The organism is Streptomyces sp. NPDC058086 (assembly GCF_042885015.1).
Classification (GTDB): Bacteria; Actinomycetota; Actinomycetes; order Streptomycetales; family Streptomycetaceae; genus Streptomyces.
In genome coordinates this window covers 11,793-35,658 of sequence record NZ_JBHVST010000006.1, presented here as the reverse complement: position 1 = coordinate 35,658, position 23,866 = coordinate 11,793, and the positions used below count along the sequence as shown (strand labels likewise).

20 protein-coding genes are annotated in these 23,866 nt (G+C 68.7%); 16 read left to right on the top strand and 4 right to left on the bottom strand.

From position 1 onward, the window contains the following. Nucleotides 1-160: 160 nt before the first annotated feature. The 8 genes from ACFVWD_RS06510 (at nt 161) to mutM (ending at nt 8,636) form a co-directional block, all read left to right on the top strand. Entirely contained in the window at nt 161-3,400 is a 3,240-nt protein-coding gene (locus ACFVWD_RS06510) for a helicase-related protein (protein ID WP_389594258.1), read from the top strand. Nucleotides 3,401-3,439: 39 nt separating this feature from the next. Beyond that, a complete protein-coding gene (gene rsmD, locus ACFVWD_RS06505; RefSeq protein WP_389594257.1) occupies nt 3,440-4,027 on the top strand; it encodes a 16S rRNA (guanine(966)-N(2))-methyltransferase RsmD in 588 nt (195 codons plus the stop codon). 26 nt (nt 4,028-4,053) lie between these two features. Next, the gene (gene coaD, locus ACFVWD_RS06500; RefSeq protein ID WP_180362364.1) at nt 4,054-4,533 is read left to right on the top strand and encodes a pantetheine-phosphate adenylyltransferase; all 480 of its coding nucleotides are present in this window, start codon (nt 4,054-4,056) and stop codon (nt 4,531-4,533) included. A gap of 99 nt (nt 4,534-4,632) precedes the next feature. Then, nucleotides 4,633-5,706: an ATP synthase F0 subunit B gene (locus ACFVWD_RS06495; protein ID WP_384911890.1), complete on the top strand. Its 1,074-nt coding sequence runs from the start codon at nt 4,633-4,635 to the stop codon at nt 5,704-5,706. A gap of 177 nt (nt 5,707-5,883) precedes the next feature. After that, nucleotides 5,884-6,531, top strand: a complete 648-nt coding sequence (locus ACFVWD_RS06490) for a DUF177 domain-containing protein (RefSeq protein WP_168501317.1) — start codon at nt 5,884-5,886, stop codon at nt 6,529-6,531. A 2-nt stretch (nt 6,532-6,533) separates the two neighbouring features. Further along, on the top strand, nt 6,534-6,707 hold the full coding sequence (rpmF, locus tag ACFVWD_RS06485; RefSeq protein ID WP_006139588.1) for a 50S ribosomal protein L32: 174 nt from the start codon (nt 6,534-6,536) through the stop codon (nt 6,705-6,707). Nucleotides 6,708-6,726: 19 nt separating this feature from the next. Beyond that, nucleotides 6,727-7,584, top strand: a complete 858-nt coding sequence (rnc, locus tag ACFVWD_RS06480; RefSeq protein ID WP_389594256.1) for a ribonuclease III — start codon at nt 6,727-6,729, stop codon at nt 7,582-7,584. A 167-nt stretch (nt 7,585-7,751) separates the two neighbouring features. Next, entirely contained in the window at nt 7,752-8,636 is an 885-nt protein-coding gene (mutM, locus tag ACFVWD_RS06475) for a bifunctional DNA-formamidopyrimidine glycosylase/DNA-(apurinic or apyrimidinic site) lyase (RefSeq protein WP_389594255.1), read from the top strand. A 31-nt stretch (nt 8,637-8,667) separates the two neighbouring features. Here the strand turns inward: mutM and ACFVWD_RS06470 are convergent, their stop codons facing one another. Next, complete coding sequence (locus ACFVWD_RS06470) at nt 8,668-9,075, bottom strand: winged helix-turn-helix transcriptional regulator (protein WP_384911901.1); 408 nt, start codon at nt 9,073-9,075, stop codon at nt 8,668-8,670. Between the two features lie 101 nt (nt 9,076-9,176). Between ACFVWD_RS06470 and ACFVWD_RS06465 the strand changes: the two genes are divergently transcribed. From ACFVWD_RS06465 to ACFVWD_RS06455, 3 genes are all read left to right on the top strand, one after another. After that, nucleotides 9,177-9,785 (top strand): flavodoxin family protein, encoded by a 609-nt coding sequence (locus tag ACFVWD_RS06465; RefSeq protein ID WP_389594254.1) that lies wholly within the window; start codon nt 9,177-9,179, stop codon nt 9,783-9,785. Nucleotides 9,786-10,456: 671 nt separating this feature from the next. Next, nucleotides 10,457-11,950: a protein kinase gene (locus tag ACFVWD_RS06460; protein WP_389594253.1), complete on the top strand. Its 1,494-nt coding sequence runs from the start codon at nt 10,457-10,459 to the stop codon at nt 11,948-11,950. Nucleotides 11,951-12,521: 571 nt separating this feature from the next. Then, nucleotides 12,522-13,007 carry a DUF4262 domain-containing protein gene (locus tag ACFVWD_RS06455; protein WP_389594252.1) on the top strand — a complete coding sequence of 162 codons (486 nt, stop codon included), beginning with the start codon at nt 12,522-12,524 and terminating at the stop codon, nt 13,005-13,007. Between the two features lie 329 nt (nt 13,008-13,336). Here ACFVWD_RS06455 and ACFVWD_RS06450 read toward each other — a convergent pair whose 3' ends face one another. Continuing rightward, nucleotides 13,337-13,816: a hypothetical protein gene (locus ACFVWD_RS06450; protein ID WP_389594251.1), complete on the bottom strand. Its 480-nt coding sequence runs from the start codon at nt 13,814-13,816 to the stop codon at nt 13,337-13,339. A 645-nt stretch (nt 13,817-14,461) separates the two neighbouring features. Here ACFVWD_RS06450 and ACFVWD_RS06445 point away from each other — a divergent pair. Beyond that, the gene (locus ACFVWD_RS06445; RefSeq protein WP_389594370.1) at nt 14,462-15,145 is read left to right on the top strand and encodes a tyrosine-type recombinase/integrase; all 684 of its coding nucleotides are present in this window, start codon (nt 14,462-14,464) and stop codon (nt 15,143-15,145) included. A gap of 20 nt (nt 15,146-15,165) precedes the next feature. Here the strand turns inward: ACFVWD_RS06445 and ACFVWD_RS06440 are convergent, their stop codons facing one another. Further along, entirely contained in the window at nt 15,166-16,155 is a 990-nt protein-coding gene (locus ACFVWD_RS06440) for a CAP domain-containing protein (RefSeq protein WP_389594250.1), read from the bottom strand. Nucleotides 16,156-16,295: 140 nt separating this feature from the next. Here ACFVWD_RS06440 and ACFVWD_RS06435 point away from each other — a divergent pair, with 140 nt between their 5' ends. The 4 genes from ACFVWD_RS06435 (at nt 16,296) to ACFVWD_RS06420 (ending at nt 22,807) form a co-directional block, all read left to right on the top strand. Next, on the top strand, nt 16,296-16,577 hold the full coding sequence (locus tag ACFVWD_RS06435; RefSeq protein WP_381958809.1) for an acylphosphatase: 282 nt from the start codon (nt 16,296-16,298) through the stop codon (nt 16,575-16,577). Nucleotides 16,578-16,959: 382 nt separating this feature from the next. After that, nucleotides 16,960-17,163, top strand: a complete 204-nt coding sequence (locus ACFVWD_RS06430) for a hypothetical protein (RefSeq protein WP_028802434.1) — start codon at nt 16,960-16,962, stop codon at nt 17,161-17,163. Nucleotides 17,164-17,376: 213 nt separating this feature from the next. Continuing rightward, nucleotides 17,377-21,135, top strand: a complete 3,759-nt coding sequence (locus ACFVWD_RS06425) for an AAA family ATPase (protein WP_389594249.1) — start codon at nt 17,377-17,379, stop codon at nt 21,133-21,135. Between the two features lie 253 nt (nt 21,136-21,388). Further along, nucleotides 21,389-22,807, top strand: a complete 1,419-nt coding sequence (locus ACFVWD_RS06420; RefSeq protein WP_389594248.1) for a sugar porter family MFS transporter — start codon at nt 21,389-21,391, stop codon at nt 22,805-22,807. Nucleotides 22,808-22,894: 87 nt separating this feature from the next. Here ACFVWD_RS06420 and ACFVWD_RS06415 read toward each other — a convergent pair whose 3' ends face one another. Beyond that, entirely contained in the window at nt 22,895-23,866 is a 972-nt protein-coding gene (locus tag ACFVWD_RS06415) for an LLM class flavin-dependent oxidoreductase (RefSeq protein WP_389594247.1), read from the bottom strand.

Below are 23,866 nucleotides of genomic sequence, written 5' to 3'. Positions count from 1 at the left end.
TGCGCCGAGGGTGGGGGGACGTGCGACGGCGCGGGGTCGGGCGGTCCCGGGGGACGGTGACCGCGAAGAGGGCCGGAGCGCGTCATCCTAGGCCCGGAACGAGCCGTCTGACCAGCGGATTTCCGGGACGTATACGGCAATGTCAGTGGTGTGGTGTGCAATGGATCTCGTGCCCGCGCTCGATGAACCACTGAAGAAGGTGCTCGGTCCCCCCACCGCGAAGGTGATGGCCGAGCACCTCGGCCTGCACACCGTCGGCGATCTGCTGCACCACTACCCGCGCAGATACGAGGAGCGCGGGCAGCTCACCCACCTCGCCGACCTGCCCATGGACGAGCACGTCACGGTGGTCGCCCAGGTCGCCGACGCGCGCCTGCTCACCTTCGCCTCCGCCAAGGCGCCCCGCGGCAAGGGCCAGCGCCTCGAAGTGACCATCACCGACGGCAGCGGCCGCCTCCAGCTGGTCTTCTTCGGCAACGGCGTGCACAAACCCCACAAGGACCTGCTGCCCGGCACCCGCGCGATGTTCTCGGGCAAGGTCTCCGTCTTCAACCACCGCCTCCAGCTGGCCCATCCGGCGTACGAGCCGCTGCGCGCCGACAGCGACGACGCCGCCGAGACCGTCGACTCCTGGGCGGGCGCGCTCATTCCGATCTACCCGGCCACCGCCAAGCTGGAGTCCTGGAAGATCGCCAAGTCCGTGCAGACGGTGCTGCTCAGCGCCCAGGAGGCCGTCGACCCACTCCCGGACTCCCTCCGGGACGGTCGTGGCCTGGTCTCCCTCCCCGAGGCCCTCCTGAAGATCCACCGCCCGCACACCAAGGCGGACATCCACGACGCCCGCGCCCGCCTCAAGTGGGACGAGGCCTTCGTCCTCCAGGTCGCCCTGGCCCGCCGCCGTCACGCCGACGCCCAGCTCCCCGCCGTCGCCCGTCTCCCCAAGCCGGACGGGCTGCTGACCGCCTTCGACGCCAAGCTGCCCTTCACCCTCACCGAGGGCCAGCAGAAGGTCTCCAAGGAGATCTTCGACGACCTCGCCACCGAGCACCCGATGCACCGGCTGCTCCAGGGAGAGGTCGGTTCCGGGAAGGCCCAACCTCTCGATTCCCTGGTGCTGACCCCGAGCGGCTACCGGCCCATGGGTGAGATGGCTGTTGGCGACATCGTCGTTGTGCCTTCCGGTGAACTTGCGCCAGTGGACGGAGTCTTCCCGCAAGGCGAGCGCGACGTGTGGCGAATCGTGCTGTCCGACGGCAGCTCTGTCGAGTGCGACGACGAGCACCTGTGGATCGTTGGTACCAGCTGTGCCTGGGACCGAGGACAGCCGCCCGAGGTGATGTCGACACGGCAGATCAGACTGGATACGTATAAGGCGAACGGATCCTCAAAGTGGTACATTCCGCCGGCTGCTCCGGTCGATCTCTGGAGTGACGCCGAGCCGCCGCTGGATCCCTATCTTTTCGGTCTCCTTCTTGGCGACGGCTCATTCCGGCACAATCTGCGGCTGTCAACGGTGGACGATGAAATCAGAGAGGCAGTCGATGCCGCGCTAGCCCCTGATTGCACGCTCGTGCCCGTGCCCGGTTCCAGGTGCGACTACACCGTTCATCTGGCAGGGCCCAAGGGCGGAGGGCGAAGGAATCCGGTGATCAGTACCCTTCGCTCACTCGGGCTCTGGGGCGTCACATCGCACGACAAGTTCGTCCCCTCGGGGTTCAAGAACACGACGATCAAGAATCGGTTGTCTCTTCTGCAGGGCCTCATGGACACCGATGGGACTGTCGAGCCCAGCGGCCTCGACGCGTCATTCTGCTCTGCTTCCAGGCAATTGGCCGAAGATGTCGCCTGGCTGGTGCGGTCCCTCGGTGGCCGGGCGCGGGTAGTGCCAAGGAAGGCGGCTTACACCGTCTCGGTCGCGCTGCCTGACGAGTACGTGCCCTTCAGGCTGTCGCGCAAGGCGGCGTTTATGCGACCGCGACCGAAATACAACACCTTCCGGCGAGGAATCCGGACCGTGGAGTATGTCGGCAGGAAGCCGGTGCAGTGCATCAGCGTGGCTCATCCTGATCATGCATATGTGACAGACCACTTCACAGTGACGCACAACACGATGGTCGCCCTGCGCGCCATGCTCGCCGTTGTCGACGCGGGCGGGCAGGCCGCGATGCTCGCGCCGACCGAGGTGCTCGCCCAGCAGCACCACCGGTCGATCACCGAGATGATGGGCGAGCTGGCCGAGGGCGGCATGCTCGGCGGGTCCGAGCACTCCACCAAGGTCGTGCTGCTCACCGGGTCCATGGGGGCGGCGGGGCGGCGGCAGGCGCTGCTCGACCTGGTCACCGCTGAGGCCGGGATCGTGATCGGCACGCACGCGCTGATCGAGGACAAGGTGCAGTTCCACGACCTGGGCCTGGTCGTGGTGGACGAGCAGCACCGCTTCGGTGTCGAGCAGCGCGACGCCCTGCGCGGCAAGGGCAAGCAGCCGCCGCACCTCCTGGTGATGACCGCCACGCCCATTCCGCGCACGGTCGCGATGACCGTCTTCGGCGACCTGGAGACCTCGGTCCTCGACCAGCTCCCCGCCGGGCGTTCGCCGATCGCCAGCCATGTCGTCCCCGCCGCCGACAAGCCGCACTTCCTCACGCGCGCGTGGGAGCGCGTGCGCGAGGAAGTGGAGAACGGCCATCAGGCGTACGTGGTCTGCCCGCGCATCGGCGACGACATCGATGAACCTGCCGACCCGAAGAAGGCCAAGAAGAAGTCCCCCGAGGACGAGGCCGAGAAGCGCCCGCCTCTCGCCGTTCTCGACATCGCCGACCAGCTCGCCAAGGGACCCCTCCAAGGACTCAAGGTCGAGGTCCTGCACGGCCGTATGCAGCCCGACGACAAGGACGCCGTGATGCGCCGCTTCGCCGCGGGCGAGACGGACGTCCTGGTCGCCACGACGGTGATCGAGGTCGGGGTGAACGTGCCGAACGCCACGGCCATGGTGATCATGGATGCCGACCGGTTCGGCGTGTCCCAGCTCCACCAGCTGCGCGGCCGCGTCGGCCGTGGTTCCGCCGCCGGACTGTGCCTCCTGGTCACCGAGATGCCGGAGGCGAGCCCGGCCCGCCAGCGGCTGACCGCGGTGGCGTCCACGCTCGACGGCTTCGAGCTCTCCCGCATCGACCTCGAACAGCGCCGTGAGGGCGACGTGCTCGGCCAGGCCCAGTCCGGCGTCCGCTCCTCGCTGCGCATGCTCGCCGTGATCGAGGACGAGGAGATCATCGCCGAGGCCCGCGAGGAGGCCGCCGCGGTCGTCGCCGCCGACCCCGAGCTCACCGCCCTCCCCGGCCTGCGCACGGCCCTGGAGGCGCTCCTCGACGAGGAGCGCGAGCAGTACCTGGACAAGGGCTGAGAGACTGGCCCCGACACACTTCCAGCGCAAAGGACCCTCATGACCCGCGTGATCGCCGGCCGGGCCGGCGGACGCCGTCTGGCCGTCCCGCCGGGCACCGGTACCCGCCCCACCTCCGACCGGGCGCGCGAGGGACTCTTCTCCACCTGGCAGTCCCTGCTCGGCGGCCCGCTGGAGGGCGAGCGCGTCCTCGACCTGTACGCGGGCTCGGGCGCCGTCGGCCTGGAGGCGCTCAGCCGCGGCGCCGGGCACGCCCTCCTCGTCGAGGCCGACGCCCGTGCGGCCCGGATCATCCGCGAGAACGTGAAAACGCTGGGCCTGCCCGGCGCCGAGGTCAGATCGGGCAAAGCGGAGCAGATCATCCAAGGACCGGCGCCTACGGATCCGTACGACCTGGTCTTCCTCGACCCGCCGTACGTCGTCTCCGACGACGATCTTCGCGAGATTCTGCTCACACTCCGGACGCAGGGCTGGCTCGCGGACGAAGCGCTCGTCACCGTGGAGCGCAGCACCAGAGGCGGCGAATTCGGCTGGCCGGACGGTTTCGACGCGATCCGGGCCCGTCGTTACGGCGAGGGGACGTTTTGGTACGGTCGCGCCGCCTCTACGTGCGAAGACGCACGATGACCGGACCGGAGAGCGAGGGATCACAGTTGCGCCGCGCCGTCTGTCCGGGGTCATTCGACCCCATCACCAATGGACACCTCGACATCATCGCCCGCGCTTCCAGGCTCTACGACGTCGTGCACGTCGTAGTGATGATCAATCAGTCGAAGCAGGGCCTGTTCACCGTCGACGAGCGGATCGAGCTGATCCGCGAGGTCACCGCAGAGTTCGGCAACGTCCAGGTCGAGGCTTACCACGGCCTCCTCGTCGACTTCTGCAAGCAGCGCGACATCCCCGCCATCGTGAAGGGCCTGCGCGCGGTCAGCGACTTCGACTACGAACTCCAGATGGCCCAGATGAACAACGGCCTCTCGGGCGTCGAGACGCTGTTCATCCCGACCAGCCCCACCTACAGCTTCCTCTCCTCCTCGCTCGTGAAGGAGGTCGCCCAGTGGGGCGGCGACATCTCCCACCTGGTGCCGGAGGTCGTCCTGGAGGCGCTCAAGGGGCGGCTCGGAAAGAGCTGAGCGCCTGACAGTGCGTCACCAGGTGTCGGGCGGGGTGGGAGTGGTCGTACAGTCGACCCGTCCGTCTCCATCACAGCTGTAGAGAGTGGCGAGCACACGGTGGACGTGCAGAAGAAGCTCGATGAGATCGTCGCGGCGGTCGGCAGCGCCCGTTCGATGCCCATGTCGGCCTCGTGCGTGGTCAACCGCGCCGAGCTGCTCTCGATGCTCGAAGAGGTGCGCCAGGCGCTGCCCGGCTCCCTCGCGCAGGCCGAGGAGCTGATCGGCGGCCGCGAGCAGATGGTCGAGCAGGCCCGCCAGGAGGCCGAGCGGATCATCGAGTCGGCGCACGCCCAGCGCGGCTCCCTGATCTCCGACACCGAGGTCGCCCGCCGCTCCCAGAACGAGGCGGACCGCATCCTCGCCGAGGCTCGCCAGGAGGCCGAGGAGATCCGCGCGGAGGCCGACGACTACGTCGACTCCAAGCTCGCCAACTTCGAGGTCGTCCTCACCAAGACCCTCGGCTCCGTCGGCCGAGGCCGCGAGAAGCTCCTCGGCACCGGCCCCGGCACCGACGAGCAGGGCTACGAGGACGAGGACGCCCCCGAGCGCAGCCACGACCCGGAGACCCTGCGCCGGGACGCCGACGTGTACGTGGACGTCAAGCTCGGCGCCTTCGAGGCGGTCCTGGCCAAGACCCTGGAGGCCGTCGGCAAGGGTCGCCAGAAGCTGCACGGCCGCATCGCCAGCGACGACCTGGGCGAGCTGGGCACCTTCGCGGAGGACGGGACGCCCGGCCATCACACCAGCGACTCCGACTACCTGGCCGGCCTCGCCGAGCTCTCGGAGACCCCCGAGCGGCCCGTGCAGACGCCCGAGGTGCCGGCCCAGCCGAACTACGGACAGCAGCAGGACGCCTACGCGTACCAGCAGCAGCCCGACCCCTACGGCTATCAGCAGCAGTACGCCCAGCAGGACGCGTACGGCTATCAGCAGGCCGACCCGTACGCCGCCTACCCGCAGCAGCAGGGCTACGACCAGCAGACGGCGTACGACCAGAGCGGGCAGCAGGCCTATCCGCAGCAGCAGCCGGGGGCCCTGGACCCGATGGCGAACGCCCTGGACGAGACCAGCCTCTTCGACACCACCATGATCAGCGCCGAGCAGCTGCGGGCGTACGAACAGGGTCGCTGACCCCCGGCGGACACCGGACGGACACTGTCCGGGTACCGGCTGGGCACCGGATTGGGCCGAGAGCGAAAGGTCCAGTATCCTGGTTCTTCGGTCGCGTGTACGTCCGCGATCACTGCTGCCCGGGAACACCAGGGGCGGCGACCCCTCGAGTTTCGAAGATCGAAAGCAGGAACGGCTCTGAACACCCACCTCGACCACCGCAATCCTCTCGTGTTCGACACACACGAGCTGGGGCGGCGTCCTGGTGCGCTGCAGCGCTTGACCCGCACGATCGACGCCCCCAAGGATCTCGGGATCCAGGGAGTCATCGGAGTGCCGGAAGGCGCCCCGATGGAGCTCGAGCTCCGGCTCGAGTCGGTCATGGAAGGTGTGCTTGTCACAGGCACCGCCCGTGCACGGGCCGAAGGGGAGTGCGTAAGGTGTCTGGAGCCGCTTGAGCTGGAGCTCGCAGCGGACTTCCAGGAGATGTTCTCGTACCCTGACGCCGACGACCGGGGCCGTGTCAAAGCGGAGCCGGCCGACGACGCCGAGGAAGACGAGGACAGGCTCTTCATCGAGGACGGACTGTTCGACCTCGAACCCGTGCTGCGTGATGCGGTGGTGCTCGCACTGCCGATGCAGCCGGTGTGCCAGGACGACTGCCTGGGCCTGTGCTCCGAATGCGGAGTCCGGCTCGCGGACGACCCGGACCACCACCACGACGCCGTCGACATCCGTTGGGCGGCACTGCAGGGACTCGCTGGTTCATCCGGAGACGGCGAGAAGGACGAGTTGAGCGGCGGCGCGCTTCCATCAGCGCACGTCGACGAGAAGCAGGAGAAGTAGCCGTGGCTGTTCCGAAGCGGAAGATGTCGCGCAGCAACACGCGCCACCGCCGGTCGCAGTGGAAGGCTGCGGTCCCCACCCTGGTTGCGTGCGAGCGCTGCCACGAGCCCAAGCTGCAGCACATCGCGTGCCCGGCTTGCGGCACTTACAACAAGCGCCAGGTCCTCGAGGTCTGAGCGGCCGGTGAGAGGTCTGATGTCTGACGCCAAGGCGGACCCAAACGCCAAGAACAAGGCGGACAACACAGCCTCGTCCCACACGCTTCTGGAAGGGCGGCTCGGGTACAAGCTCGAGTCCGCCCTTCTGGTGCGTGCGCTGACCCACCGTTCCTACGCGTACGAGAACGGCGGTCTGCCGACCAACGAGCGTCTGGAGTTCCTCGGGGACTCCGTGCTCGGCCTCGTGGTCACGGACACGCTGTACCGCACTCACCCCGACCTGCCCGAAGGCCAGCTGGCCAAGTTGCGGGCCGCGGTGGTCAACTCGCGTGCGCTGGCGGAAGTGGGCCGCGGCCTCGAACTCGGCTCCTTCATCCGGCTCGGCCGGGGCGAGGAAGGCACGGGAGGCCGGGACAAGGCATCCATCCTCGCCGACACCCTTGAAGCGGTGATCGGCGCGGTCTATCTCGACCAGGGTCTGGACGCGGCGGGCGAACTCGTCCACCGGCTCTTCGACCCACTGATCGAGAAGTCCTCGAATCTGGGCGCAGGCCTGGACTGGAAAACCAGTCTCCAGGAACTCACCGCGACCGAGGGGCTCGGCGTTCCCGAGTACCTGGTCTCGGAGACCGGCCCGGACCACGAGAAGACCTTTACTGCTGCCGCCCGCGTCGGAGGCGTCTCGTACGGCACCGGCACCGGCCGCAGCAAGAAGGAAGCGGAGCAGCAGGCCGCGGAGTCCGCGTGGCGTGCCATCCGCGCCGCCGCGGACGAACGAGCGAAGTCGGCCCAGGCCGCCGAGGAAGCGGCTCAGGCCGCCGAGCAGGCTGCCAAGGTCGCCGAGGGGACCGCCGACACCCCCTCGGCTCCGACGAGCGACTCGGCCACGGCCTGATTCCTTCGTAGCACCTTCGTAAGCATCGGGCCCCTGTCGCAGCGCACGCGCCGCGACAGGGGCCCGATGCGTCTTGTGTCCGGGTGTCCCCGACCCCCGTCCGGGTGACGCGAGCACGAGGTAACCTTCGGGCGTCGTTCCCGTGCCCGCCCCTACGGAGGAGTCCCGTGCCCGAGTTGCCCGAGGTCGAAGTCGTGCGGCGCGGCCTGGCGCGGTGGGTCAGCGGGCGGACCGTGGCCTCGGTCGACGTACGGCACCCGCGCGCCGTACGGCGGCATCTCGCCGGACCCGAGGGGTTCGCGAAGGCGCTCGCGGACCACCGCGTAGGACCGGCCATGCGCCGCGGCAAATACCTCTGGCTGCCCCTCGAAGACTCCCCGTTCTCCGTCCTCGCGCACCTCGGCATGAGCGGCCAGCTCCTGGTGCAGCCGGAGGACACCCCGGACGAGAAGCACCTGCGCGTCCGCATCCGCTTCGACGACACCCGGACGCCCGCCCCCGCCGGGGCGGAGGGCACCGAGCTGCGCTTCGTCGACCAGCGCACCTTCGGCGGGCTTTCCCTCCACGAGAACACCCCTGACGGCCTGCCGGACGTCATCGCGCACATCGCCCGCGACCCGCTGGACCCTCTCTTCGACGACGCCGCGTTCCACACGGCCCTGCGCTCCCGGCGTACGACGATCAAACGCGCCCTGCTCGATCAGTCGCTGATCAGCGGGGTCGGCAACATCTACGCGGACGAGGCGCTCTGGCGCGCCAAACTGCACTACGAACGTCCCGTGGCCGGCTTCACCCGGCCGCGCACCGCCGAACTCCTCGGCCACATCCGCGACGTCATGAACGAGGCCCTCGCCGTCGGCGGCACCAGCTTCGACAGCCTGTACGTCAACGTCAACGGCGAGTCCGGCTACTTCGACCGCTCGCTCGACGCGTACGGCCGCGAGGGCGAGCCCTGCCGCCGGTGCGGGACGCCGATGAGGCGGCGCGCCTGGATGAACCGGTCCAGCTACTTCTGCCCGCGCTGCCAGCGTCCGCCGCGCGTCACGCCGTAGCCGCTCGGCCTGTCGTGGCCGCAGGCCCGGATCAGCTCTCGCGGGTCTCGTCGTAGCGCTCGCGGGACGCCAGGACATCGTCCATGCGGCCCTCGACGAAGTGGATGAGGGTCAGCAGGCGCTCGGAGACCTCGCGACCGAGCGGGGTGAGGGTGTAGTCGACGCGCGGGGGGTTCGTGGGCTGCGCCTCGCGGTGCACCAGGCCGTCGCGCTCCAGCGCGTGCAGTGTCTGGGAGAGCATCTTCTCGCTGACGCCGTCGACCCTGCGCCGCAACTCGTTGAAGCGGAACGTTCCCTCGTGCAGCGCTCCGAGCGTGAGTGATCCCCAGCGTCCGGTGACGTGCTCCAACGTGCCCCGGGACGGGCAGCTGCGTGCGAACACGTCGTACGGGAGGTCCTGACACTCACCGCGCTCGGCGGTCTGCACGCTGGGTTTCATGGGCTCACCATACTCCGGCGCAGCGCTAACCAGAGGGTTGCACTAACTAGAAGTTAGTGCTTTCCTTTGGTTCGTTGTCACCACCTGGAGGAGTCCCCATCGTGAGCACCCCGACTACCCCTGTCGTTTCCATCGCCTATCACTCCGGCTACGGCCACACCGCCGTCCTCGCCGAGGCCGTTCGCTCCGGCGCCGTCGAGGCAGGTGCCGAGGTGCACCTGATCAGCGTCGACTCGATCACCGACGCCCAGTGGGAACTGCTCGACGCCTCGGACGCGATCGTGTTCGGCTCGCCCACCTATATGGGCACCGCTTCCGGCGCCTTCCACGTCTTCGCCGAGGCGTCCTCGAAGCGCTGGTTCGGACAGGACTGGCACGACAAGCTCGCCGCCGGATTCACCAACTCCGGCTCCAAGAGCGGCGACAAGCTGCACACCCTGCAGTTCTTCCAGATCCTGGCCGCCCAGCACGGCATGAACTGGGTCAACCTCGGTCTGCACCCGGGCTGGAACAGCTCCTCGGCCTCCGAACACGACCTCAACCGGCTCGGCGTCTTCGCCGGCGCCGCCGCCCAGACCAATGTCGACGAGGGTCCGGAGACGGTTCACAAGGCCGACATCGCCACGGCGGAACACCTCGGGCGCCGGGTCACGGAGGCGGCGCGGGTGTTCGCGCTGGGGCGCGCGGCGGTGGCCGGGGCGGCCGCGTAAACGCTTGCGCAATCGTTCGCGTAAACGCTTCCGAGGAGCTGCGTAAACGTTCGCGCAAAGGTTTGCGTAAGCGTTTACGCAATCGCTTACGCGCCCGCACGACAAAGCCGCGCCCCATCGTTCAGCGAGGGGCGCGGCTTCGTCTTGTCGTGAGGGGCGGCCCGTCGGCTAGTAGCCGAAGAAGTGACGAGCCGGGTCTGTGACCTGCGGTCATGTAATCGACCAACGCCGCGACCTGCGACTTAGCTGTCGACGGTTGTCAGCGTTGGTTGTTGTCGAGCACCCCCGTACGGCCCAGAGACGGCCCGAGCGGGGGTGCTGTGGTGCGTGCCCCTCGATGCGAACTACGGGCTGGACGGTCTGGGATCTGCTCGGCAGGTCAGTCGGTCGTCCGAGGCGGGCGGGGTGCTGTCCAACGGTGAGTGGATCAACTTCCCGTGGTCTGTTTTGCCCCCATGCCGTAAGTCTGGCACGCCGATCACACCATCGAAAGATGCGCTGTAAGAGGCCTGTGCCTCGTGGTCGCCTGCGTATGAGGCTCTGATCACGTCATCCGATGGGAACGGTACCCGGCGTTCAGCGTCTCCTTCCATGTGTCGAACGCGATCTGCGAACCGCGGACTGCCGGCGTCGACACGCAGAGGACGTGGACGGCCCGTTGGGGGAACGCGGTGGAGCACAGGACGCTGGGGCAGCGGTACGAGCTGGTGGAGCAGCTTGGCCAGGGTGGGATGGGCACGGTGCACCGGGCCGTTGACCACCGCCTGCGCCGTACCGTCGCGGTCAAGACGCTCTCCGCCGAGCTGGTGCGGCAGCCGCAGTTCCTCGCCCGGTTCCAGCGCGAGGCACACGCGGCCGCCGCGCTCAACCATCCCGGCGTAGCGACCGTGTACGACGTGGGCGAGGACGCGGTGGACGGCTTCGCCGTGCCGTATCTGGTCATGGAGTACGTCGAGGGTCGGACCCTCGCCCAGGTACTGGGAGACGGACCGCTGCCGACCGAGCAGGCGGTCGACGCGGCGGGGCAGGTGCTTGAGGCCCTGCGGCACAGCCACGGCCACGGCATAGTGCACCGGGACATCAAGCCGGCGAACGTCATGTTCACCCGGGCCGGGATAGCCAAAGTCCTCGACTTCGGTATCGCGAAGGCGCTCAGCGAGATGGCGACCCGATTGACCGGGACGGGCGTGGCAGTCGGTACGCCCGCCTATCTGGCGCCGGAGCAGATCGAAGGCCGCGACACGGACCACCGGACGGACCTGTACGCGGTGGGCTGCCTGCTGTACGAGTTGCTGACCGGCCGCCCTCCGTACACCGGGGAGTCGCCGTTCTCGGTGATGCACCAGCACCTGGCGCAGGAACCTGTACCACCGTCGCGGCTGCGCCCGGGACTGCCGCCAGGCGTGGACGCGGTCGTGCTGCGGGCGCTGCACAAGCGCCGGGAGGACCGGTTCGCTGACGCGGCGGAGATGAAGGCGGAACTGGATCGAGTCGCGGAGTACGCGCAGATACCCACGGCGCCCGCGATGCCGACCCCGACCGCCATGGATCCCCGTGCTCAGGCGGACCGGCCCGAGCCGGCGGAGGCTCCGCGACACGACCGGGCTGCGAGGAGATCGGATGGGATCAGGTCCCTGGGCGGGGTGGTGTTCCAGCCCACGCCGGAGGGGATGGTCGCACTCCTCGGAAGCACCCTCGCGGTGGTGGTGTCGCGGTCCGAGATGATCGCCACTGAGCACTTCCCTCTGGTCGCGCTGCTCAGCGGCCTCGCGGGGTGTGTACTGCTGCTGTGGTCGGCCCGCCTGGCGTGTGCCGTGGCCTGGGCTCCGGTGGCGGAGGCCGTGGCGGTGTGGTCGGAGTTCTCCCGCGCCAATATGGGCTGGGAGACGCGGTACGTCGTCATCGCCCTGCTGCTGGGGCTCGTCGCCGGGGCGTGCCTGACCGCCGGCTACCGAGACGAGCGCACGGGCGGGTTCGCACTGATGGCGTTCTGGTTCACGGGGCTGACGTCGGTGTGGTACTTCCTCGACGACCTGCGCAAGATCGGCGTGTTCTACGTCCTGCTGCTCGGGGTCTGCCTCGCCCTCGGCGCCCAGACTCTGAAGACCCGTCTCGCCGATTCCCGCAGCCCCGCCGTCTCGGCCCCGGAGCCGGCCGCCCGGTGAGTCGGTCCTGGCTCGCAGGCCCCGTCTTTCGGGTCATGCCGTGAGCGCCAGGCTTCCGGAGAGCGCCGGATCTACATCAACCTATAGGTGAACCTTCGTTGGAGTGCCGCCTGTAGTACGTAAGTCCGGCGAGAAGGTCACGCCGTCGAAAGAAGCGCTCTGACCTGGAGTTTCTTCGACAGGCGTAGAGAGGGCCCCGCGGGCCGCCGCTTTAAGGAGCGAGGTGAGGCGAGTGCCGCTCTGGCCTGCGAACTGTCCAGGTGGGTCGATCGAGGGGCACTCACCCGCCGGCCACTGCCGTTCCCCGGGGTTCCCCTCCGGATCTGGCACGGGTGTGGCACGGGGAACTTCTGATCCGTAGCTCTATGTGGATCGGTCAGCGACAGTCATTCCGGTCGCTTCACGGCCCGGGACAGACGCTAACGGTCGGGGGCGGCCGTTGAGGTTGCGGTACTTCGTTGCTGTACGCCAACCCAAGAGACGGCTCGTGTGCGAGCAGGTCTACTCTCCTCGGATGGACGACGCCCCTTGCTTCTGCCTCCTCTGCGCCCCAACGGAATGGGGCGGCCCCGTGTCGGAGGAACGCGACAGCCGCATAGCCAAGAGCGTGGCGGACTTCGGCTGGCATGTCATGGGCGTGGCCGGCGACGATGCGCCCGGCGATTGGGGCTACTCCATCGGTCTCTGGCACACACTGCGCAGTCCCGAGGTAAGCGTGTTCGGCCTGCCGTCGCAGACCGCGATGCGCGTGGCGAACGCCGCTGGGGCAGCAATACGGGACGGCAACCCACTCGAGCCCGACCAGCGCCGGGGAGACGTCCTCAACGGCTACGACGTGGCCGTCCGGCCCGTGCATCCCAGCTGGTACCACGACTTCTTCGGCGCAGGAATCGACTTCTACCAGACCCCGCCACTGCCAATCACGCAGCTGTTCTGGCCCGACAAGGCCGGGCGGTTCCCTTGGGAAGAGGGAGCGGACGAGCGCTGCCGTACGGGACAACCACTGCTCTGGATTCCCAAAGACCAGACCACTGGCTCGTGGACTGAAATCACGTGAGGTCGGTGGGCGGGGTCTCGATGACCCTGTCAAGGTGATGGGTGCCGTCCCACAGTGAGGACGGCGCCCGTACGAGGTCAAGGCTTTGAGATCTGGCCTCATCCTTATCAGGTCGACCACCGGGGAGCGTCGACGCCGACCAACCGGGCCTGCGCCTCGGCCGATCGTCCACTGAGGTCCGGCGTCGACCGCTGCTGTTCACGCTTGTTGGTGTCAACCGCTGGTGTCAGCAGCCGCGCGCGATCTTGACAGGAGCGGCTTTTCTTTCCGGCCTGGAGCACCAGTTTGGTTGTTCTGTCCGCAGTTCCGTGAACGAAGTAGATCGCAGGTCAGCGATTGGCTGATGGTTCGGGCCAGGGGTGCCCGTCGGGTGAGTGGCGTGCTGGGCGTCCGGCTTCTACGAAGTCGCTGTACTCGTCTTGGACCATGGTGGTGTTGACCCATCGGCTGCGGACCGCCCCGGTGAGTTCTTCGGCCGCCGTCAGCGCGGCCAGCGGGTCATCGGTGATGGACACCAGGCGGCCGAACTCCTCTTCATCGTTGTCAGGGTCGAGAGGTGGAAACTCGACGAGGTCCATGAAGGTCTCGTGACCGACGTCCTCGACGGTGTGGAGGAGGACTTCGTATCTCGATGTCGTCGCCCTGACCTCGACATAGCGGATACCGGGCCGTTCAGGTGATCCGGTCGGGCCGAGGAACTGCTCCACCGACTGGCCACGTCTCAGGGCTCCAAGGGCGAAAGCTTCTGCCAAGTAGCGCACGTGGGCAGCGTAGAAGATCGACTCATGCAGTTGCCGAGCCGACGGCATGGACCTGGTGGATCCTGATGCTGACGCCAGGGAACAGAACCGCTGGAAGTGACGGAGCGGATCTGCGACCTGCGGCTGTCTATTCGATCGACGCTGTGACCGGCTGCTGAGCTGTCGATGGTTGTCATCGTTGGTCACCGGTGAGCGACCTTCGACGGCCCGGAGACGGCCCGGGACACATCACGCTCCTGATGGAGATCGTGATGTGTCCCGGGCCTGCACGTGCCCACGTGATCGATGGAGCGACTTTGGCCGGGAGCTGCTTTGGGGGGAGTGATCATGGCCCCGTAAGCTTCCGGCGAGTCGGGCAGTCTGTGGACCTGCCCGTTAAAGCACGACGTTGGGGCCATGATCTTCGAGGCTCCCCCCAAAGTGGCTGGCTAAAGTCGTGGAGTCGATCACCCCAGCCCCCACTAAGCCCACTACCCCGTGGCCGGTGCCGTTCGGGAGCTCCCAGCCGTGGCGTACCTGCTTTTTGATCACAAAGCGTCTTGTCGGGTTCGTGCGGATCCTGCGTGATGGCCCTGGGGCAGTGCCTGCCTAGGTGGGGCCTGGCGTGTGGGGCTGGATGGGGAATCAGGCTTGGTCTGGTGTATCGGCCCTTGGCGGGGTCGGGGTGTGAAGCGGGATCAACCCGTGGCAACTATGAGGTGGCGCGGGGCGGGGCCGGGGGTCCGCGCCTGCCGAAGGCTGAGGCGCGGACCCCCGAGCCCCGGCGCCCGCGCTGGCCCGCGATGCGGGCCGGTGGGAGAGGTATTCGGCCTGGCCGTGGAAGACGTGGACTTCCTCGGCGGGGTGGTGCACGTCGTGCGGCAAGTCAAGCTGCTCCAACGCCACCGGGCGGTGTTCGCCCCGCCGAAGGGCGGCAAGGAGCGTGATGTCCCCCTGCCTGAATCCGTCGCCTTCGCACTGGCCGGGCACCTGAAGAACTTCCCGGCAACCGAGATCACCTTGCCGTGGAAGACCCTCGACGGCCCGCCGGCCACGGCAGCGCTGCTCTTCACCGGCTCCATGGGCCTGGCGCTGGATCGCAATCGCTTCAATGACCGCGTCTGGCGGCCAGCCCTTCGAGCCGTGGATGTCGAGACCGGACGCGATAACGGCATGCACGCCCTGAGGCACTTCTACGCCTCGGTCCTTCTTGAAGCGGGGGAGAGCATCAAGGCGCTCAGCGAGTACCTGGGACACCATGATCCCGGCTTCACGCTGCGTACGTACACGCACCTGATGCCGTCGAGCGGGACCCGTACCCGGGCCGCCGTCGATCGCGTCTTCAGAGACGGTGAACCTGCGGATGACGGCCCCGAGACGGCCCAGGGCAGTGAATAGGGCGCTGACCTGCGGCTATCTCAGTAGCCGAAGTCCTGCGTCCACCAGGGGCCGCCGGTGCCGAGGTGCACACCCACGCCCAGGGTCTTGAAGTCGCAGTTCAGGATGTTGGCGCGGTGGCCGGGGCTGTTCATCCAGGCGTCCATGACGGCGGCGGCGTCGGCCTGGCCGCGGGCTATGTTCTCGCCGCCGAGGCTGGTTATCCCGGCCTTGGCCGCCCGGTCCCAGGGGCTGAGCCCGCTCGGGTCGGTGTGGTCGAAGAAGTCGCGCGTGGCCATGTCCTCGCTGAAGGCCTGGGCGAGGTCGGACAGGGCGCTGTTCGCCGCCACCGGACTGCAGCCGACCTTGGCCCGCTCGTCGTTGACCAGCTTGAGGACCTCGGTCTCGGCCGCCGTTTGGGCGGAGACGTCGACCGGGGCGGTGGTCTTGGGCGCCTTGGTCTTCGAGGCCTGCCCGGGCGGAGTCGCGGGCTTGTTCCCGTTGGCGGACTTGCCCGGCTTGGTCGTGGTGGGCTCAGGGGAGGGCGCCGTCGTCGGCGCGGCCGGCGAGGTCGAAGGGGCGGCCGATGCGGATGCCGAGGGCGACGCGGAGCGGTCGGCGTCACGGCTCGTCGACGTGCCCTCGCGGCCGTCCGCGCTCGCGCTGCCCGACGTACCGCCCTGCTGGGTCTCCTGGCTGGACGGGGACCCCACGGCCTGCACGCTGTCGGAGTTGTTGCTGCCACCACCGAGCGAGTAGTTCTCGGTGCCGGGCAGCACGCCGGAGGCGACGGCCACGGTGCCCAGTGCCACGGCCGCGGAGACGCCGAGCAGACCCGTGCGTACCGGCGTCGCGGTCTTCCGCTTGCGGTGCGAGCGGGCAGCGGCGGTCGGCGGGAGGTCGGCGACGGCGGCGTAGCCGTACAGGTTCTCCGGGCCGTAACCTTCCGTAAGGGGTCCGTGGTTCTCCGTGACCCCGGTGGTGCGGCCTGTGGCGGCGCGACCGGCGGCGGAGCGTCCGTGGCGTCCCATCTCCTGGCCTTCCTCGTTCTTGGTCAGCGTCCCTCACCCGAAAGAGTGAGTTTCATATGAGACTCATTGGGTCGGGACGGTACCGCATGGCGGCAGGGGAGGAAGTGCTGCGAGAGACTTTGCCCGGTTAGCGTGCACCCATGAACGAGGTTGTACGGATGGTCGTCTGGGTGCGCGGGCGTGTCCAAGGTGTGGGTTTCCGCTGGTTCACGCGGGCCAAGGCGCTGGAGATCGGCGGCCTGAGTGGCTTTGCTCTCAATTTGGACGACGGAAGGGTCCAGGTTGTCGCGGAAGGAACCCGGGCCGGATGCCAGGGTCTGCTCGACTGGCTCCAGGGGGACGACACACCCGGGCGTGTGGACGGAGTCACTGAGATCTGGGACACGCCCCGGGGGATCTACGACGGCTTCGCGATCCGGTGACGGCGACGTGCGCAACGCACCTGGCGGAAGCGGTATGGCATGCCACCGGCACCTGCCAGAAGCAGAAATGACCTGGTGGTTGCCAAGAACGGCTCGGCGTGGCAGGCTCCGCAGAGAAGGATGATCTCCACGCCCCCGGGCCCCGCCAGGAGTCGCAGCGCAGCCGTCCGAAGGGCCGCGCGACAGTGGGTTGCCCGCCGATACGGGGCGTGATCGTGTTGACCGTCAAACTTTTTGGTGAGACGCTGAAAGCCCCGCGCACCTTAGCTGTTTGGCATGTGGAACCGCAGCAAAAATTTAGTAAGTGTCAAGCATCGCGGGTGCGATTCCCTCACGACCCACACCGCTTCGGTCGGTCACTCAGTGTGGAGGACCATCCATCATGGCAAAGGCGCTTCTCGGTTACGTCGGCGGTTCCGACCCGCGACTCATCGCCGAGATGCGACGGCTCCAGCAGCGTGTACAGGACCTCGAATCCGAGCTCGTACGGATTCAGGCCGAGAACGACGCGCTCGCGGCTGCCGCTTCTCACGACTCGCTTCTCGAGAGCATCGACGTACCCCAGGCGGAGCCTGCGCTCACCTGACCACTGCACCGCACTACGACAGCAGTGGTTGGGCTGCCCGTGTCAACCGCTAAGTTGTCAGCTGTCAGAATTGCAAGGGACGCCTCTTCGGCGTCCCTTCTTCTTTCCCCCGCGTGCCCTCCCACTCTTTAACGTCTGGTGTGCCCTGCACGTTCATGGGTGAAACCGTGGGTTCATGGAGTGAGACCGGCCTGAAAGGTAGAGTCCGGCGGCGTGCACCTCAAGGCCCTGACCCTGCGCGGGTTCAAGTCGTTCGCCTCGGCGACCACGCTGCGGTTCGAGCCGGGCATCACCTGCGTCGTGGGCCCCAATGGTTCGGGCAAGTCCAATGTCGTGGACGCCCTGAGCTGGGTCATGGGTGAGCAGGGGGCCAAGTCGCTGCGCGGCGGCAAGATGGAGGACGTCATCTTCGCCGGCACCACCGGGCGGCCGCCGCTCGGCCGGGCCGAGGTGTCCCTGACCATCGACAACTCCGACGGGGCGCTGCCCATCGAGTACGCCGAGGTCACCATCACGCGGATCATGTTCCGCAACGGCGGCAGCGAGTACCAGATCAACGGTGACACCTGCCGTCTCCTCGACATCCAGGAACTGCTGTCCGACTCCGGCATCGGCCGCGAGATGCACGTCATCGTCGGTCAGGGCCAGCTCGACTCCGTCCTGCACGCAGACCCGATGGGCCGGCGCGCGTTCATCGAGGAGGCGGCGGGCGTCCTCAAGCACCGCAAGCGCAAGGAGAAGGCGCTGCGGAAACTGGACGCGATGCAGGCGAACCTGGCCCGCGTCCAGGACCTCACCGACGAACTGCGCCGCCAGCTCAAGCCGCTGGGCCGGCAGGCCGCCGTCGCCCGTCGCGCCGCCGTCATCCAGGCCGACCTGCGCGACGCCCGTCTGCGCCTCCTCGCCGACGATCTCGTACGACTGCGGCAGGCACTCCGGTCCGAGATCGCCGACGAGGCCGCGCTCAAGCAACGCAAGGAAACCGCCGAGGCGGAACTGAAGAAGGCGCTCCAGCGGGAGGCCCTCCTGGAGGACGAGGTCCGGCAGCTCACGCCCCGGCTCCAGCGCGCCCAGCAGACCTGGTACGAGCTCTCGCAGCTCGCCGAGCGGGTGCGCGGCACGATCTCGCTGGCCGACGCGCGGGTGAAGAGCGCCACTTCGGCGCCCGCCGAGGAGCGGCGCGGGCGCGACCCCGAGGACATGGAGCGCGAGGCGGCGCGGATCCGTGAGCAGGAGGCCGAGCTCGAAGCGGCCCTGGAGGCGGCCGAGCACGCCCTGGAGGACACGGTCGCGCACCGGGCGGAACTGGAGCGCGAGCTCGCCGTCGAGGAGCGCCGCCTCAAGGATGTGGCCCGCGCCATCGCCGACCGCCGTGAGGGTCTGGCCCGCCTCAACGGCCAGGTCAACGCCGCCCGTTCGCGGGCCGCCTCCGCCCAGGCCGAGATCGACCGGCTCGCCGTCGCCCGTGACGAGGCCCAGGAGCGGGCGTTCGCCGCGCAGGAGGAGTACGAGCAGCTGAAGGCCGAGGTCGACGGCCTGGACGCGGGCGACGCGGAACTGACGGAGCGGCACGAGGCGGCCAAGCGGGCGCTGTCCGAGGCGGAGGCCGCGTTGAGCGCCGCCCGTGAGGCGGCCACGGCGGCCGAACGCAGGCGCGCCGCCACGCAGGCCCGCCACGAGGCCCTCGCCCTCGGTCTGCGCCGCAAGGACGGCACGGGGGCGCTCCTGGGGGCCAGGGACCGCCTCACGGGGCTCCTCGGCCCCGCCGCCGAGCTGCTGTCCGTCACCCCCGGCCACGAGGTCGCGCTCGCCGCCGCCTTCGGCGCCGCGGCGGACGCCATCGCGGTCACCACCCCCGCCTCGGCCGCCGAAGCCATCCGTCTGCTGCGCAAGCAGGACGCGGGCCGCGCGGCCCTGCTGCTGGCCGGGGCTCCGGAGGAAGCGGGGGTACACGAGACCAAGGGCATCGACGGCACCGGGCAGCACCGGACGGCGGGTGACAACGCTTCCGGTGCGGTGCCTGTCGGCGGTCACCCCGACGGGCGTGACGCATCCGGCGGCGCGGGACCCTCCGGGGCCTCTCTGGGCGACACAACCGCACGGGCCGCCTCCGGGGCCCTGACTCCGAACGCCACCCCCGGTGACGTAGCCCCGCAGACGGCCCCCACCGGGCCGCCGTGCGCCGCCGACCTCGTCCGTGGTCCCGCCGAGCTCATGCCCGCCGTACGGCGGCTGCTGCGCGGGATCGTCGTCGTCGGCACCCTCGAGGACGCAGAGGACCTGGTCTACGCACGGCCGGAGGTGACCGCGGTCACCGCGGAGGGGGACCTGCTCGGAGCACACTTCGCGCACGGCGGGTCCGCCGGGGCGCCCAGCCTTCTCGAAGTGCAGGCGTCCGTCGACGAGGCGGCCGCCGAGCTCGAGGAGCTCGCCGTGCGGTGCGAGGAACTCGGCGCGTCGCAGCACCGGGCCGCAGAAGAGCGCAAGGAGCGGGCCGCGCTCGTCGAGGAGCTGGGGGAGCGGCGGCGGGCCGCCGAGCGTGAGAAGTCGTCCGTGGCGCAGCAGTTGGGGCGGCTGGCCGGGCAGGCGCGCGGCGCGGCCGGGGAGGCCGAGCGGAGCACCGCCGCCGCGGCGCGGGCGCAGGAGGCGCTCGACCGGGCCGTGGAGGAGGCAGAGGAGCTGGCCGAGCGGCTCGCCGTGGCCGAGGAGATGCCCGTCGAGGAGGAGCCCGACACGGCCGTACGGGATCGGCTCGCCGCGGACGGCGCGAACGCGCGGCAGACCGAGATGGAGGCCCGCCTCCAGGTGCGCACGCACGAGGAGCGCGTGAAGGGGCTCGCGGGACGGGCCGACGGGCTCGACCGGGCCGCCCGGGCGGAACGTGAGGCACGCGCGCGTGCGGAGCAGCGGCGGGCGCGGCTGCGGCACGAGGCGACGGTCGCCGAGGCCGTCGCCTCCGGAGCGCGGCAACTCCTCGCGCACGTCGAAGTGTCGCTGCGCAGGGCGGAGGAGGAGCGCACCGCCGCCGACACGGCCAAGGCCCGCCGCGAGCAGGATCTCGTCGCCGCGCGCAACGAAGGCCGCGATCTCAAGGCGGAGCTCGACAAACTCACGGATTCGGTTCACCGCGGCGAGGTACTCGGTGCCGAGAAGCGGCTGCGGATAGAGCAGCTGGAGACGAAGGCGCTGGAGGAGCTCGGTGTCGAACCGGCGGGGCTTGTCGCGGACTACGGTCCTGACCAGCTCGTGCCGCCCTCGCTCCCCGCCGAGGGCGAGGAACTGCCCGAGGATCCGGAGCACCCGCGCAACCAGCCCCGGCCCTTCCACCGCGCTGAGCAGGAGCGACGGCTCAAGTCGGCCGAGCGGGCCTACGCACAGCTGGGGAAGGTCAATCCGCTGGCGTTGGAGGAGTTCGCCGCGTTGGAGGAGCGTCACAAGTTCCTCAGCGAGCAGCTGGAGGACCTCAAGAAGACGCGGGCCGATCTGCTGCAGGTGGTGAAGGAGGTCGACGAGCGTGTCGAACAGGTCTTCACCGAGGCGTACCGGGACACTGCACGTGAGTTCGAGGGTGTCTTCAGCAGGCTGTTCCCGGGAGGGGACGGGCGGCTGATCCTGACCGACCCGGACAACATGCTCACCACGGGGGTGGACGTCGAGGCGCGGCCCCCCGGCAAGAAGGTGAAGCGGCTGTCCCTGCTGTCCGGTGGGGAGAGGTCTCTCACCGCCGTCGCACTCCTTGTGTCGATCTTCAAGGCGCGGCCCAGTCCGTTCTATGTGATGGACGAGGTGGAGGCGGCGCTCGACGACACCAACCTGCAGCGGCTGATCCGGATCATGCAGGAGCTGCAGGAGGCCTCGCAGCTGATCGTGATCACGCACCAGAAGCGGACGATGGAGGTCGCCGACGCGCTGTACGGCGTCTCCATGCAGGGCGACGGTGTGTCGAAGGTCATCAGTCAGCGGCTGCGCTAGATGCGTGTAGTGCACACCGGTCATGACCTGGGCTTCTAGTTGAGTTCAAGTAGTGAATGCACGATGACCGCTTGGGTGCAAAAAATTCACAGCTAGCGAACTGTTGACTTCGAAACTTGAAGGCATAGTCTCTGCAACGTTGCTTTTACCTTCAGGTGGTGGCAGGCGTGGAGCTGTGCGCCACTGGTACCACCACCGAAGGGCTTGCCCCCACACCCCCGGCAGCGAGGCCGGGTGGCCCGAGGAGTTACACGTGACCAGCACCGCGCAGGTACCCCGATCAGGAGCCAGGACGGCTCACCCCGAACATCTCGGGCATGTCATCTTCATCGCGGCGGCGGCCGCAATGGGCGGCTTCCTGTTCGGTTACGACAGCGCCGTGATCAACGGTGCCGTCGAGGCCATCCGAAGCCGCTACGACATCGGCTCGGCAACCCTGGCCCAGGTCATCGCCATCGCGCTGATCGGCTGCGCCATCGGCGCCGCGACCGCGGGCCGCATAGCCGACCGCATCGGCCGCATCCGATGCATGCAGATCTCCGCCGTCCTCTTCACGGTCAGCGCCGTCGGTTCCGCGCTGCCGTTCGCGCTGTGGGACCTCGCCTTCTGGCGCATCATCGGCGGATTCGCCATCGGTATGGCCTCCGTCATCGGCCCCGCCTACATCGCCGAAGTCTCCCCGGCCGCGTACCGCGGACGCCTGGGCTCCTTCCAGCAGGCCGCGATCGTCGTCGGCATCGCCATCTCGCAGCTGGTCAACTGGGGCATCCTGAACGCCGCCGGCGGCGACCAGCGCGGCAAGCTGATGGGCATCGAGGCCTGGCAGGTCATGCTCGGCGTCATGGTCATCCCGGCCGTCCTCTACGGTCTGCTCTCCTTCGCGATCCCCGAGTCGCCGCGCTTCCTGATCTCCGTGGGCAAGGAAGACCGCGCCCGTGAGGTGCTCAAGGAGGTCGAGGGTGACAAGATCGACCTGAAGGCCCGCGTCGCCGAGATCGAGCACGCCATGAAGAGCGAGCACAAGTCGACCTTCAAGGACCTGCTCGGCGGCAGCTTCTTCTTCAAGCCGATCGTCTGGGTCGGCATCGGCCTCTCGGTCTTCCAGCAGTTCGTCGGCATCAACGTCGCGTTCTACTACTCCTCCACGCTGTGGCAGTCGGTAGGCGTCGACCCCTCGGAGTCGTTCTTCTACTCGTTCACGACGTCGATCATCAACATCATCGGCACCGTGATCGCGATGATCTTCGTGGACCGGATCGGCCGTAAGCCGCTGGCCCTCATCGGTTCCGTCGGTATGGTCATCGGTCTCGGACTCGAGGCCTGGGCCTTCTCGTACGACCTCGTCGACGGCAAGCTGCCGGCGACACAGGGCTGGGTCGCCCTCATCGCCGCGCATGTCTTCGTCCTCTTCTTCGCCCTGTCCTGGGGTGTCGTGGTCTGGGTCTTCCTCGGCGAGATGTTCCCGAACCGGATCCGCGCCGCCGCCCTTGGCGTCGCCGCCTCCGCGCAGTGGATCGCCAACTGGGCCATCACCGCGAGCTTCCCGTCGCTGGCCGACTGGAACCTCTCCGCGACCTACGTGATCTACACGATCTTCGCCGCGCTCTCCATCCCCTTCGTGCTCAAGTACGTCAAGGAGACCAAGGGCAAGACGCTGGAGGAGATGGGCTGAGCCTCCTGAAGAGGCCCCGAGACTCGAGGAGAAGGGCCAAGTCCCCGCTGCCCCTCTCCTCGTACCCGTAAGACGTACTGCCCCGGCTCAATCCCCGAGCCGGGGCAGTACGTCTTCGCAGAACAAGTGCAGGCTGCGCCAGCCCTCGTCGATCGGCATCCCGCCGGACAGCGGGTGCAGCACGTGGTTGTCGAGACCCTGTGCGACGCACTGGTCGGGAGTCAGGATCCGGTACACGCCCTCCGCGCGCAGTTCCTCCACCGTCGTGGCAGCCGACTTCACCGCCGAGCGGATGTCACCGGACTGCCAGGAGGCGTACGTCCGTGCCTCGTGCAGGAAGTGCCCGCCGTACTCGGCCCACGCCCGGTCCGGGTCCTCGGCGATGTGCAGCAGAGGGGTCTCGGCGGCGGGCATCATGGTCCAGCCCTCGGTGCCGTACTCGACGAGCCGCTCCTTGTAGTACGCCTCCAGCTCGGGGAGGTGCGCGCTGGGGAAGAAGGGGAGCCCGAGCCGGGCGGCGCGCCGGGCCGCGGCCCTGGACGAGCCGCCGACCAGCAGTAGCGGATGCGGATCGGAGAACGGGCGCGGTGTCACCCGTACCGTACGGTCCCGGTAGGTGAACTCCTTGCCGGTCCACGCCTTCAGCACCGTCTCCAGGAGCTCGTCCTGGAGCGCCCCGCGCCGCTTCCAGTCGACGTCGAAGAGGGTGTACTCCTCGGGCCGGTAGCCGATGCCCGCGACGGTGACGAGGCGGCCGCCGCTGAGCAGGTCGAGCACGGCGATGTCCTCGGCGAGGCGCAGCGGATCGTGCAGCGGGCCGATGATGGCGGAGACGGTGACCGCGAGGTGCCGGGTCGCTCCGAAGACCGCGCCCGCGAACGCGAACGGCGAGGGCAGCCAGTTGTTGGCGACGCCGTGGTGTTCCTCGGTCTGCACGGTGGTGATGCCGCGGTCGTCGGCGTAGGCGGCCATCTCGATGGCCGCCTTGTAGCGGGCACTCAGCGACGCGGGGGTGGCGGCGGGGTCGACGAGGTTGAAGCGCACGACGGTTACGGGCAT